The sequence below is a fragment of the Paraburkholderia sp. BCC1886 genome, from assembly GCF_900996245.1.
Lineage (GTDB): Bacteria > Pseudomonadota > Gammaproteobacteria > Burkholderiales > Burkholderiaceae > Paraburkholderia.
Window position 1 is genome coordinate 90,769 of the sequence record NZ_CAAJGK010000052.1, and the last position, 12,825, is coordinate 103,593.

Consider the following 12,825-nt stretch of genomic DNA (forward strand, 5'->3'; position numbering starts at 1 on the left):
CCGAAATCACCATGTTCAATGTCGTTCTCGTCGAACCGGAAATCCCGCCGAACACCGGCAATGTGATCCGCCTGTGCGCCAATACCGGCGCGCGTCTCCATCTGATCGAGCCGCTCGGCTTTCCGCTCGACGACGCCAAACTGCGCCGCGCGGGGCTCGATTATCACGAGTACGCACAGATGAACGTGCATGCCGACTGGGCCGCGTTCGTCGCCAGGGAGTCACCCGATCCCGCCCGCATGTTCGCATTCACCACACGCGGCTCGGGGCGTTTTCACGAGCATGCGTTTCAGGACGGCGACTGGTTCGTGTTCGGCGCGGAGACCCGCGGTCTGCCCGATACCGTGCTCGACGAGTTTGCCAACGCACAACGCGTGCGCCTGCCGATGCGGCCGGGCAATCGCAGCCTGAACCTGTCGAATACGGTGGCGATCGTGGTGTTCGAGGCGTGGCGTCAGACCGGCTTCGAAGGCGGCGCCTGACGGCGCGTCAATTCGCTCTCGTAGAGCGCCAGCATCGCGCTATCGAAGCAGGCGAACACGACTTGCCCGAGTTGCGGTGTCCGCGGCAAGGTGTCGAGCACGGCGTCCACTGCGATCCGGACCGCTTGCGCCGCCGGAAACCGGTAGATACCGCAACTGATCGCGGGAAACGCAATGCTCCGGCAATTCGCGTCGCTCGCGATTTCCAGTGAGCGCCGGTAGCACGACGCGAGCAGTTCAGCCTCGCCGTGCGCGCCGCCCTGCCAGATCGGGCCGACCGCGTGAATCACCTGACCGGCCGGCAACGCGTAGCCACGAGTGATCCTGGCATCGCCGGTCGCGCAGCCGCCGAGCCCTTCGCATTCGCGCAACAGCGCCTGCCCCGCCGCGCGATGAATCGCGCCATCCACCCCGCCGCCGCCCAGCAGCGAGGTATTCGCGGCATTGACGATCGCATCCACGGCGAGCGTCGTGATGTCGACGACGCGGGCCTCCAGCGTGCAACGATTAAAAGTGAGCATGGCAGTCTCCCGAGTCGGAACGTCGATAGGACGTGGACAGCGGCGAGGCATAGCCGTTCAGCCGGTTAGCGCGACGCGCGCTGAACGGCTTCGTGACAGTTCGAACCGGACCTATTCGGCTTTGGAATCGCGCCGCAGCAAGGCGCTCACGGCGTCACGCGGCGCCACGCCATCGAACAGCACGGCGCAAACCGCTTGCGTGATCGGCATGTCGATGCCATGAGCCCTTGCGATCGACAACACCGCCTGAGCACACCGCACGCCTTCGGCGACATGGCCGAGGGCGCCGAGCACTTCGTCGAGCGTGCGGCCCGCGGCGAGTTGCATGCCAACCGTCCGGTTGCGCGACAGGTCGCCGGTCGCGGTCAGAATCAGGTCGCCCAAGCCAGTCAGCCCGGTGAACGTTTCCGCGCGGCCGCCGAGCGTCACGCCGAGCCGCGACATCTCCGCGAGACCGCGCGTAATCAGCGCCGCCCGCGCATTGAGACCGAGCCCGAGGCCGTCGGCAATGCCCGTGGCGATTGCCAGAATGTTCTTCACCGCGCCGCCCACTTCCACGCCGACGATGTCGTCGCCGGTATAGATGCGCATCGCGTCATGATGAAACGCACTCACCGTGCGTTCGCGGCACGTGGCGGACCGGCTCGCGATGGTCAGCGCGACCGGCAGGCCCTGCCCCACTTCGCGCGCGAAGCTCGGCCCGGACAATGTGCCGTTGCTGCGATGCGCCGGCAGCTCGGCCGCGACCACCTGATGCGGCAACAACTGCGAGTCCGCCTCGAAGCCCTTGCACAACCAGACGATGTGCGCCGGCACTTTGCCGGCCGCTCGCATGGTCTGGAACAGCGCGCGCAGACCGGCGACGGGCGTGGCGACGACGCACAGGTCGTGCTCGCCCAGCGCGTGATCGAGCGCGGTGTTCAGATCGGCTTCATAGCGAAGCGCTGCCGGCAGCACAACGCCCGCGAGATAGCGGGCGTTTTCGTGCGAAGCGCTGAGTTGGGAGACGAGCGCGGGTTGCCGCGCCCACAACACCGTGTCGTGCCGGGTGGCCAGATGGCCGGCGAGGGCCGTGCCCCATGCGCCGGCACCGAGAACAGCGACCTTCATGACCGGCACCGCGTGCGACGCGTCAATGCGTGACGCCGTTTTGCGCCGCTGCTTCCTGGCCGCCGATCTGCGCGAGACGTTGCTCGTACAGCGCCTGGAAGTTGATTTCGGCGAGGTGGATCGGCGGGAAACCGGCGCGGGTGATGGCGTCGGCAATGTTGGAGCGCAGATACGGGAACAGGATGGTCGGGCAGGCAATGCCGACCAGCGGGTCGATCTGTTCGGCGGGGATGTTGCGGATGTCGAAAATGCCGGCTTGCTTGGCTTCGATCAGGAACGCGACCTTGTCCGACACCTTGGCCGTGACGGTACCGGTGACGAGGATTTCGAACACGGTGTCGGCGAGGCGCTCGGCCTTCACATCGACTTCGACTTCGACCGACGGCATTTCCTGCTCGAGGAAAATGCCCGGCGAATTCGGCTGCTCGAGCGACATGTCCTTCAGATAGATGCGCTGGATGTTGAAGAACGGCTGATTATTCTCGTCGGACATGATGATGTAATTCCCTGATAGCTATATGGCGACGGCCCTTGAGCGCCAAGGTCCGCCAGATCGTTGCGGCGTGCGGCTCCCTGAAGGGTCGGCCGCGCGCCGGCTGGTTTCTTCACACGTTGCTTGACACCTTGCTTCACGCACCTGCTGCTGCATGCGCCGGCTGGCGCGTGCGCTCAGGCGGCGTCGAGTAGCGGCATCAGACCGCCCGCGCGGTCGAGTGCGGACAGGTCGTCGTACCCGCCGACATGCGTCTCGCCGATGAACACCTGCGGCACCGTACGACGACCGGTTCGGGTCATCATCTCTTCACGGCGGGCGGGGTCCTTGTCGATAAGGACTTTTTCGACGTTCTCGACGCCGCGCGACTTTAAAAGACGTTCGGCCATCTGGCAATACGGGCACACCTGGGTGCTGTACATGATGACTTTGTTCACTTTGCGGCTCCTTGTTTCACGACCGGCATACCGGCCTTCTGCCAGGCGTCGACACCGCCCTCCAGAACATGGACTTCGGCATACCCTGCATCCTGCACGATACGCGCTGCCTTGTTGGAGTGCTGGCCAGTCTGGCAAACCAGCAGCACCGGGTTGGTCTTGTTCTTCACGAGTTGCGCGACTTTGGCCTGCAATTCGGCGAATTCGAGGTGCCGTGACGCGGGCAAATGGCCCTTGGCGAAGTCGGCCGACGGTCGCAGGTCGATGACAGCTGCATTACGCCGGTTGATCAGTTGGGTCGCTTCGGCGGCCGACAGGCCACCGCGGCCACGCCGGCTGATCGTCGGCCACAGCAGCAACCCACCGGAGATGAGGACGACTGCGATCAGTACAAGGTTTATGTAATCAGTGAAAAACTTCACGGAAAATCCGCCGAAAAAGAGAGAAATCGAAAAGGGCAATCCAGCCATTATAAAATAACCGTCTGATGCGATGGCGACGCTCCTCCAAAGGACCCTCGCAACCCGCGAACGCTTCCTCACTACCGACCGGCAATCTCATGTACAAACTCGTTCTCATCCGCCACGGCGAATCGACGTGGAACAAGGAAAACCGCTTCACGGGCTGGGTCGACGTCGACCTGACCGAGCAGGGCAATCGTGAAGCGCAGCAAGCGGGCGTGCTGCTGAAAGAGTCGGGCTACACGTTCGACATCGCCTACACATCGGTGCTCAAGCGCGCCATCCGCACGCTGTGGCACGTGCAGGACCAGATGGATCTGATGTATCTGCCGGTCGTGCATTCGTGGCGTCTGAACGAGCGTCATTACGGCGCGCTGTCGGGTCTGAACAAGGCGGAAACCGCCGCGAAATTCGGCGACGACCAGGTGCTGGTCTGGCGCCGCAGCTACGACACGCCGCCGCCCGCGCTCGATCCGTCGGACGAACGCACCGCCTACGCCGATCCGCGCTATGCCAAAGTGCCGCGCGAACAGTTGCCGCTCACCGAGTGCCTGAAAGACACCGTCGCGCGCGTTCTGCCCATGTGGAACGAGTCGATCACGCCGGCCATCAAGTCGGGCCGCAAAGTCGTGATCGCCGCACATGGCAACTCGATCCGCGCGCTGGTCAAATATCTGGACGGCATCTCGGACGACGACATCGTCGGCCTGAACATTCCGAACGGCGTCCCGCTCGTGTATGAACTCGACGAGAACCTGAGGCCGATCAAGCATTACTACCTCGGCGACCAGGAAGCCATCGCGAAGGCGCAAGCCGCCGTCGCGAAGCAGGGCAAAGCCGGCTAAAAGACTGCAAACCCCAGTTCGCGAACCCGCATCACGTTGCATCGGCCGGCGCCTCGTGCCGGCCGATGCAACGCTACTCCTCCCGCCTCCCTCTTCCAGGCCGCTTCGGCCGCATTCATTCTGTTACCGCACATTACTTCGCCGGATCGCCCGAATCTCACGAACCAGGCGCGCGACGTGCTGTCGAATCACGATTGCCGCGACGGGCCCTGAGTGGCCGGTCGTGCAGTTATACTTGTCCGTCCCCATCTCTATCGACGCTGCCACGCGCTTCCGACCGCAACAGACTCTATGCGAAAGAACCTGAAAAATATCGGCCTGATTGCCGCGGGCCTTGCTACTGGTGTTTTTGCCACTCTGCAACTGTCCGCTTCGGCCCAGCAACCCGCCAGTGCCGCTTCTAACGCGGTCGCGCCGCTCCCGCTGGACCAGCTCAGGCTCTTTGCCGAAGTGTTCGGGCAGATCAAGCATGAGTACGTTGAACCGGTCGACGACAAAAAGCTGCTCACCGCCGCAATCAAGGGCATGGTATCGAGCCTCGACCCGCATTCGTCCTATCTCGACAAGACCGATTACGAAGAACTGCAGGAGCAGACCAAGGGTCGCTTCGCCGGTCTCGGCATCGAAATCTCCGCAGAAGACGGCCTGATCAAAGTCATCTCGCCAATCGAAGACACGCCCGCGTTCCGCGCCGGCATCCGTCCGGGCGACCTGATCACCCGCATCAACGACAAGCCCGTGCGCGGCATGACACTCGACCAGGCCGTCAAGCAGATGCGTGGCGACCCCGGCACCAAGGTCACCCTGACCATCTTCCGCAAGACCGACGACCGCACGTTCCCGCTCACGGTGGCACGCGCCATCATCAAGGTCCAGTCGGTGAAGATGAAGATTCTCGCGCCGGGTTACGCCTACGTGCGTATCACCAGCTTCCAGGAACGCACCACGCCCGATCTGGCCGCCCGACTGCAGGACATCGCGCGTCAGCAGCCGAACCTGAAGGGTCTCGTGCTCGATCTGCGTAACAACGGCGGCGGTCTGCTGCAAAGCGCGGTCGGCGTCGCGGGTGCCTTCCTGCCGCCGAACTCGGTGGTTGTCTCCACCAACGGACAGATTCCGGATTCGAAGCAGGTGTATCGCGACACTTACGAGAACTACCGTCTGCAATCGTTCGACAGCGACCCGTTGAAGGACGAAGCGCCCATCTTCAAGACCGTGCCGATGATCGTGCTCACCAACGCCTACTCGGCGTCGGCATCGGAAATCGTCGCGGGCGCGCTGCAAGATCAGCATCGTGCGCTGATCGTCGGCAAGACCACGTTCGGCAAGGGTTCGGTGCAAACCGTGCGACCCATGACGGCGGACACCGCGCTGCGTCTAACCACCGCTTACTACTACACGCCGAGCGGCCGTTCGATCCAGAACAAGGGCATCCGTCCTGACATCGCAGTCGACCAGTACGCCGAAGGCGATCCGGACGACGCACTCGTCACGCGCGAAGTCGACTACTCGAACCACCTGGCCAACACGCAGGATCCGAACGAGAAGAAGGAAGCGGAACAGCGTGAACAGGAACGCATGGACCAGTTGCGTCAGCTCGAAGAACAGAACGACAAGAAGACGCCCGAACAGCGTCAGAAAGATCGTGACCGCAAACCGGTCGAGTTCGGTTCAGCCGACGACTTCATGCTGCAACAAGGCTTGAACAAGCTGGAAGGCAAGCCGGTTCAGGAATCGAAGTCGTTGACCGAGCGTCGTCTGGCGCAGAACAAGCCGGCGACGTCGGCCTCCGCGCCGGTCGCCGTCAAGCCGACGCAGCCGGTGCCGGGTGCGTCGGGTCCGGTGGACGCAGCACCTGCTTCGGCACCTGCTCCGCAGAAGTAATTAGTTCGTCCCCCGTCGGTCTTCGCAGCGCAAGGCGTCGTGAAGACCGACCATCAGCATCCCGCTTCGCGCGACTAAAATAACAAGCTCACCCCGCGCCCCGCCATGAACGACGATCAACTCCTCCGCTACTCCCGCCATATCCTCGTCGACGAAATCGGCATCGAGGCGCAACAGCGCTTTATCGATGCGCATGCAATCGTCGTCGGTGCCGGTGGTCTGGGTTCGCCTGCCGCGATGTATCTCGCGGCGGCGGGTGTGGGCCGCCTGACGCTGGTCGATGCCGATACGGTCGACCTGACCAACCTGCAACGACAGATCCTGCACGTCAGCGCATCGGTGGGACGCAAGAAGGTGGAGTCGGGCCGTGACGCGATCGCGCAGATCAACCCGGAAGTCACAGTGCACGCGGTGGCCGAGCGCGTCGACGACGGGTGGCTCGACCGTGAAGTGCCGCAAGCCACCGTCGTGCTGGATTGCACGGACAATTTCGCGACGCGCCACGCCATCAATCGCGCGTGCGTGAAGCATGGTGTGCCGCTGGTGTCGGGCGCGGCGCTGCGCTTCGACGGCCAGATCAGCACGTTCGATTTCCGCGACGCCGCGTCGCCGTGCTACGCGTGCATCTTCCCCGAAGATCAACCGTTCGAGGAAGTCGCGTGTTCGACGATGGGCGTATTCGCGCCGACGGTCGGCATCATCGGCTCGATGCAGGCGGCCGAGGCGCTCAAGGTGATCGGCGCAATCGGCACGCCGCTGGTGGGCCGCCTGACGATGCTCGACTCGTTGCGCATGGAGTGGAACACGATGCGCATCGCACGTCAGCCGGATTGTCCGGTGTGCGGCAAAGCGCATCGCAGCTAACGGCGCTACCGCTGCTACTGCTACTGCTACTGCTACTGCCGCCACTGCCGCTCACACGTCGAAACAAAAAAACGCCGCACGGGTTTTTCTTCCCGATGCGGCGTTTTTCTTTGTTTGAATCTCGAACTAGCTCAAGCCAGCATCACCCGTTTCAGCGCAGCCTGTACCTCTTCCGGCTCATAAGACGCCAGCACGTCGGCCACCGGTTTCTCCAGCGTCTTCAGATGCGAACGCAGCACTTCCTGCTTCACCACCAGCAACTGACTCGGATGCATCGAGAACTCGGTCAGTCCCATGCCGAGCAGCAGACGCGTCAACGCCGGATCGCCCGCCATCTCGCCGCACACCGACACCGGCACTCCCGCGCGCTTCGCCTCGCGCAGCGTGAACGCGATCAGATGCAGCACCGCCGGATGCAGCGGGTCGTACAGATGCGCGACCGCGTTGTCCGCACGATCGATGGCCAGCGTGTACTGGATCAGATCGTTCGTGCCGATCGACAGGAAATCGAGGCGCTTGAGAAACAGCGGCAACGCAATCGCGGCCGCCGGAATCTCGATCATTGCGCCGACCTGCACATTCGGATCGTAGGCAATGCCGGCATCGTCCAGTTGACGCTTGGCTTCGCGAATCAGATCGAGCGTCTGGTCGATCTCCTGCGCGTGCGCCAGCATCGGAATCAGGATCTTCACCGTGCCGAACACCGACGCCCGCAGAATCGCCCGCAATTGCGTAAGGAACATCTGCGGCTCGGACAGGCTCCAGCGAATCGCGCGGAGCCCCAGCGCGGGGTTGGCGGCGGTTTCGTAACCGTCGCCGCCGCTCATCGAGTCGAGCGGCTTGTCTGCGCCCACGTCGATCGTGCGGATGGTCACTGGCAGACCGTTCATCAACTCGGCCGCGCGGCGATACGCGCCGAACTGCTCTTCTTCTTCGGGCAGCCGGTCCTTGTGATTCATGAACAGGAATTCCGTGCGGAACAGACCCACGCCGGTCGCGCCCGAGTCGATTGCCGCGCGCGCGTCTTCCGGCAGTTCGATGTTCGCGCACAGTTCGATACGCGTGCCGCACAGGGTTTGTGTCGGCGAAAACTTGAGCCGTTGCAGCTTGCGCTGCTCGAGCGCTTTCTCGCTTTGACGGTACGAATATTCTTCGAGCACGATCGGCGCCGGATCGACGATCACGATGCCGTGATCGCCGTCGACGATGATCAGATCGTCCTGACGGATCAGCGCGCTCGCATGCTGCACACCGACCGCCGCCGGAATGCCCAGACTCCGCGCGACGATCGCCGTGTGCGAGGTGCGCCCGCCCAGATCGGTAACGAAGCCCTGGAACGTCTGCGTCTTGAACTGCATCATGTCGGCGGGCGCAATGTCGTGCGCGACCACGATCATCTCGTCGCACGCACCGTGTACGGCGTCGCCAAGACCCGGCGATGCGCCTGCCAGTGCCTTCAGCACGCGCTCCACCACCTGCTCGATATCGGCTTTGCGCTCGCGCAGATATTCGTCTTCGATGTCGTCGAAATGGCGCGACAGGCGTTCGAGCTGTTCGGTCAGCGCCCACTCGACGTTGTAGCGTCGCGTGCGGATGAGGTCGATGGTTTCCTGCACGAGCATCGCGTCGTTCAGGATCATGGAATGCACGTTGATGAACGCGCCCATTTCACTCGGCGCGTCGGCGGCGAGATCGGCGCGTAATGCGTCGAGTTCCTGGTGCACGAGTTGTTGCGCCGTGCGAAAGCGCTCGACCTCGCTCTCTATTTGCGCGGGTTCGATCAGATAATGGTCGACGTCGAGTGCAGCCGGGGCGATCAGATAAGCGCGCCCAATGGCGATACCGCGTGACACGGGAATTCCATGCAGCGTGAAGGACACGCGCCCCTCCTCTAGTTGTGTGATGCCGCGGCAATCCGCTGCAGTGCTCAGACTCGCGCAATCATTATAAATTCCGCACTCATCGCGCGGAGAGCCAGGCTGTGTGCGGCGCAGCACGAGTTTGTCTCCCACTCTTTCTATCGCTCCATGCCTACGTTCCGTGCTGGACGCGCGAATTGTCTGTGCAGCACCGCACGTATTCAAGCCATATTTATCCGGCCATTGTCCTGCGCTAAAAAAAACGCCGCGGTTAAACGCGGCGCTCTTTTTGGGCAATGCAATGGCGCGCGATTTACTGACCTTCGCCGAATTTATCGGCAATCAGTTTCAGCAATGCGTCCATCGCGTCTTTTTCGTCGGCGCCTTCTGTTTCGATCAGCACCGTGCTGCCGATACCCGCGGCCAGCATCATGACACCCATGATGCTCTTGGCGTTGATGCGACGGCCGTTACGGCTCATCCATATCTCCGACTGGAAGCTGCCCGCGAGTTGGGTCAACTTGGCCGACGCGCGCGCGTGCAGCCCCAGCTTGTTCACAATGGTCGTTTCCTGTTGCAGCATTTATTGATCCGAAGGTCCGAAGCGCGGGTAAATGTCGTAGTGAAAAATCAAACCGCAGACAAGCAATGACGAGACGACCAGAAAAGTCTGGCCGCTCACAGACCGGGCGAGCCGGCCTTCTGCGTCAAATCCGCTTCCGGCGGCAGGGCCGGCAGGCAATCGCCCGCCACTGTTTCGGGCGGCAAAGCCGGCAGACAGTCGCCGGACCCCGATGCGGGCGCGACCGGCGCGGGCGTTGCCGGTCCAATGGCATGCACGCCTTTGGTGGCGCCGGCCAGCGCCTTGTCCACCAGAATGTCGAGCGGTGTCGCGCGATAGCAGACGGCCCGCACCAGCATCGGCAGATTGACGCCGCAGAGCACCCGTACGTCCGGCAGCGAAGCGAGCCGTCCGGCGATATTCGCCGGCGTGGCGCCGAACATGTCGGTCAGCACGAGTGCGCCGTTTTCTTCCCTGAGACGCTCGATCTCGGCGTTCGCGAACGACACCATCTTCGCGGGATCGCAATCCGGCGATACGTCGATCACGCCGATACGCGCCGGCAAGCCACCGTAAATGTGCGAAATACAGTCGCGCAACGCGGTGGCGAACGGAGCGTGCGCAATGATCAGAATGCCTGCCATGTCAGCCTTACTGCAAAGATCGGCCCCGAACCGTGGACCGGGATGTTGCCCGGATCCCAGGCGCCCTCGACCGGCCGTGGGTCGTGAGGGCTGTGGAACGTACCATCCGACGAGCGGGCATTGTAGCAGGCTCGTTTTTGCGTCCAACCGGCTGTCCTGGCGGCTACTGCCTGCGTGACGCGGATTGACTACACAGTTTGGGGGTCACGGCCGGCATTCAAGGCCTCGATCTCCTGCGTCAGGCAGCCGCGCGCTCGAGGGCGTCGACGAACATCGCGGCGACGTCGAATCCGGTCTGATCCATGATTTCGCGGAAACAGGTCGGGCTCGTCACGTTGACTTCCGTCAGGCACTCGCCGATCGCGTCCAGCCCGACCAGCAGCAGACCGCGCGCGGCCAGCACGGGCGCGAGCGTATCGGCGATCTTGCGATCGTGCTCGGTAAGCGGGCGCGCCACGCCCAGCCCGCCGGCCGCGAGATTGCCGCGCACTTCGTTACCCTGGGGAATACGTGCGAGCGAGAACGGCACCGCCTCGCCGCCGATCAGCAGAATCCGTTTGTCGCCGTCTTTAATGTCGGGGATGAACTTCTGCGCCATCACCGAGCGTTCGCCGTCGTGGCTGAGCATTTCGATGATCGAACCCAGGTTCATGCCGTCGGCCTTCACACGGAACACGCCCATGCCGCCCATGCCGTCGAGCGGCTTGAGGATCACGTCGCCGTGCTGCTCGTGAAACGCGCGCAGACGCGCCGCGTCGCGTGTCACCAGCGTCGGCGTGACGAACTGCGCGAATTCGCCGATTGCCAGCTTCTCCGAATGATCGCGAATCGCCTGCGGCTTGTTGAAGATGCGTGCGCCGCCGCGCTCGGCCAGTTCCAGCAGCCACGTGGACGTGACGTACTCCATGTCGAACGGCGGGTCCTTGCGCATCACCACGGCGGCGAAGTGCTTGAGCGACAGCGGCGCGGGCCCGTCGGCCGCGTACCAGGTGTCGCGATGCAGGTCGGTCACGTCGCCGACGATCGCGATGCGCTGCACGTTCGCTTCGACGTCGCCGCCGGTCCAGGCGAGATGCTTCGGCTCGCACACGTACACCGTGTGACCGCGGCGCGCGGCCTCGGCGATCATCGCGTAGGTCGAGTCTTTGTAGATCTTGAATTGCGGGAGCGGATCGGCGATGAAAAGAATGTCCATGAGAATTCCGGTTCGCCCTGAGGGCTAGCCCCCAGAACTTGTCTTGGTTCACGAATACAGTCGGCAGAGACGACGATGGCGGCACGCGGCCGCCATCGCTCAACTCCCGCAGCTTAAACCTGGATGGCTTCCGGGTCGGTCTTTTCCAGCTCGACCGAAGCGGCCAGCAACCCCAGGCGCGCCACGACGCCATACATATAGAAGCGGTTCGGCGGCGCCGCGCCGGGTTTGGCGTGGGCGTCCGGCAAGGCCGTGTGCTCGAAGCCGAGCGGCACGAAGTGCATGCCGGGCGCATTCAGATTCTGATCGCGTTCGCGGCTGCCATGTACGCGATAGAAACCACCCACCACGTAGCGGTCGATCATGTACACGACCGGCTCGGCGACTTCTTCGCCGATTCGCTCGAACGTGTACACGCCTTCCTGGACGATCACGTCGTGCACTTCGAGTCCGTCTTTGGTCGCCGCCATCTTCGCGCGTTCGCGCTTGGTGAGCGCGGCCACTTCCGACGCGTCGTGCACGGTCATCACACCCATGCCGTAGGTGCCCGCGTCGGACTTGATGACCACGTAAGGTTTCTCGGAGATGCCGTACTCGCGATACTTCTTCGCGATTTTCTTGAGCACGCCGTCGATCGCGTCGCTGAGCGCTTCCTCGCCGGTGCGCTCCTGAAAGTCCACGCCTTCCACGTGTGCGAAGTACGGGTTGATCATCCACGGGTCGATGTCGACCATCTTGGAGAACTTCTTCGCCACGTCGTCATAACACGAAAAGTGCGTCGATTTCCGCCGAACCGCCCAACCCGCATGCAGCGGCGGCAACAGATACTGCTCGTGCAGATTTTCCAGCACTGGCGGAATGCCGCCTGAGAGATCGTTGTTCAGCAGGATCGAACACGGGTCGAAATTCTTAAGTCCCAGGCGTCGCGGCGTACGCTCGAGCGGCTCGATGACGAGCTTCTGACCGTCGGACAGCGCGATGGTCACCGGTCCGACGATGTTTTCGTCGAGCGTGCCGAAGCGCACGTTCAGACCGGCCTGGCGCATGATCGCGGCGAGCCGGGCGACGTTTTCGAGGTAGAACGCGTTGCGGGTATGGCGCTCGGGAATGACCAGCAGGTTCTTCGCGTCCGGGCAGATCTTTTCGATCGATGCCATTGCGGCCTGCACGGCGAGCGGCAACACTTCCTGCGGCAGATTGTTGAATGCGCCGGGGAACAGATTGGTGTCGACCGGCGCGAGCTTGAAGCCCGCGTTACGCAAGTCGACCGAGCAATAGAACGGCGGCGTGTGCTCCTGCCATTCGAGCCTGAACCAGCGTTCGATGGCGGGCGTGGCGTCGAGGATCTTCCGCTCGAGATCGAGCAGCGGGCCGTTTAACGCCGTAACTAGGTGCGGAACCATTGATCACTCGCAGACTGGAGAAAAAAGATTGTAGAGCAAATGCTTTGCCCATTTGGGGACGGTTT

The 12,825-nt window shown here is 63.0% G+C and carries 14 protein-coding genes; 4 read left to right on the forward strand and 10 right to left on the reverse strand.

Features of this window, described 5'->3' with window-relative positions:
• Positions 1–11: 11 nt before the first annotated feature.
• Positions 12–482, forward strand: coding sequence for a tRNA (uridine(34)/cytosine(34)/5-carboxymethylaminomethyluridine(34)-2'-O)-methyltransferase TrmL (gene trmL, locus FQ746_RS18530; RefSeq protein ID WP_144111063.1), 471 nt, complete (start codon positions 12–14; stop codon positions 480–482).
• Here trmL and FQ746_RS18535 read toward each other — a convergent pair.
• The 5 genes from FQ746_RS18535 to FQ746_RS18555 form a co-directional block, all read right to left on the reverse strand.
• Entirely contained in the window at positions 455–1,003 is a 549-nt protein-coding gene (locus FQ746_RS18535; RefSeq protein WP_144111065.1) for an O-acetyl-ADP-ribose deacetylase, read from the reverse strand. The two genes, trmL and FQ746_RS18535, sit on opposite strands and share 28 nt — an antisense overlap.
• A 111-nt stretch (positions 1,004–1,114) precedes the next feature.
• Positions 1,115–2,113 carry an NAD(P)H-dependent glycerol-3-phosphate dehydrogenase gene (locus FQ746_RS18540; protein WP_144111067.1) on the reverse strand — a complete coding sequence of 333 codons (999 nt, stop codon included), beginning with the start codon at positions 2,111–2,113 and terminating at the stop codon, positions 1,115–1,117.
• A gap of 22 nt (positions 2,114–2,135) precedes the next feature.
• On the reverse strand, positions 2,136–2,606 hold the full coding sequence (secB, locus tag FQ746_RS18545; RefSeq protein WP_144111069.1) for a protein-export chaperone SecB: 471 nt from the start codon (positions 2,604–2,606) through the stop codon (positions 2,136–2,138).
• 176 nt (positions 2,607–2,782) lie between these two features.
• Complete coding sequence (gene grxC / locus FQ746_RS18550) at positions 2,783–3,043, reverse strand: glutaredoxin 3 (RefSeq protein ID WP_144111071.1); 261 nt, start codon at positions 3,041–3,043, stop codon at positions 2,783–2,785.
• A complete protein-coding gene (locus FQ746_RS18555; protein WP_144111493.1) occupies positions 3,040–3,465 on the reverse strand; it encodes a rhodanese-like domain-containing protein in 426 nt (141 codons plus the stop codon). The genes grxC and FQ746_RS18555 overlap by 4 nt, the downstream gene beginning before the upstream one ends.
• A gap of 137 nt (positions 3,466–3,602) precedes the next feature.
• On the opposite strand from FQ746_RS18555, the gene gpmA reads away from it, so the two are divergent.
• The 3 genes from gpmA (at position 3,603) to FQ746_RS18570 (ending at position 7,097) form a co-directional block, all read left to right on the forward strand.
• A complete protein-coding gene (gpmA, locus tag FQ746_RS18560; RefSeq protein WP_144111073.1) occupies positions 3,603–4,349 on the forward strand; it encodes a 2,3-diphosphoglycerate-dependent phosphoglycerate mutase in 747 nt (248 codons plus the stop codon).
• Positions 4,350–4,640: 291 nt separating this feature from the next.
• Entirely contained in the window at positions 4,641–6,233 is a 1,593-nt protein-coding gene (locus FQ746_RS18565) for a S41 family peptidase (protein ID WP_144111075.1), read from the forward strand.
• Positions 6,234–6,338: 105 nt separating this feature from the next.
• On the forward strand, positions 6,339–7,097 hold the full coding sequence (locus FQ746_RS18570) for a HesA/MoeB/ThiF family protein (RefSeq protein ID WP_144111077.1): 759 nt from the start codon (positions 6,339–6,341) through the stop codon (positions 7,095–7,097).
• A 131-nt stretch (positions 7,098–7,228) separates the two neighbouring features.
• On the opposite strand, the gene ptsP is transcribed toward FQ746_RS18570, so the two are convergent.
• The 5 genes from ptsP to gshA all read right to left on the reverse strand — a co-directional run bounded on the left by ptsP (position 7,229) and on the right by gshA (position 12,760).
• Complete coding sequence (gene ptsP / locus FQ746_RS18575) at positions 7,229–8,977, reverse strand: phosphoenolpyruvate--protein phosphotransferase (protein ID WP_144111079.1); 1,749 nt, start codon at positions 8,975–8,977, stop codon at positions 7,229–7,231.
• A 292-nt stretch (positions 8,978–9,269) separates the two neighbouring features.
• Positions 9,270–9,539: an HPr family phosphocarrier protein gene (locus tag FQ746_RS18580; protein ID WP_144111081.1), complete on the reverse strand. Its 270-nt coding sequence runs from the start codon at positions 9,537–9,539 to the stop codon at positions 9,270–9,272.
• Positions 9,540–9,634: 95 nt separating this feature from the next.
• Positions 9,635–10,162 (reverse strand): PTS sugar transporter subunit IIA, encoded by a 528-nt coding sequence (locus FQ746_RS18585; RefSeq protein ID WP_144111083.1) that lies wholly within the window; start codon positions 10,160–10,162, stop codon positions 9,635–9,637.
• A gap of 238 nt (positions 10,163–10,400) precedes the next feature.
• Complete coding sequence (gshB, locus tag FQ746_RS18590) at positions 10,401–11,357, reverse strand: glutathione synthase (RefSeq protein ID WP_144111085.1); 957 nt, start codon at positions 11,355–11,357, stop codon at positions 10,401–10,403.
• Positions 11,358–11,470: 113 nt separating this feature from the next.
• Positions 11,471–12,760, reverse strand: a complete 1,290-nt coding sequence (gene gshA / locus FQ746_RS18595; RefSeq protein ID WP_144111087.1) for a glutamate--cysteine ligase — start codon at positions 12,758–12,760, stop codon at positions 11,471–11,473.
• Positions 12,761–12,825 lie beyond the last annotated feature (65 nt).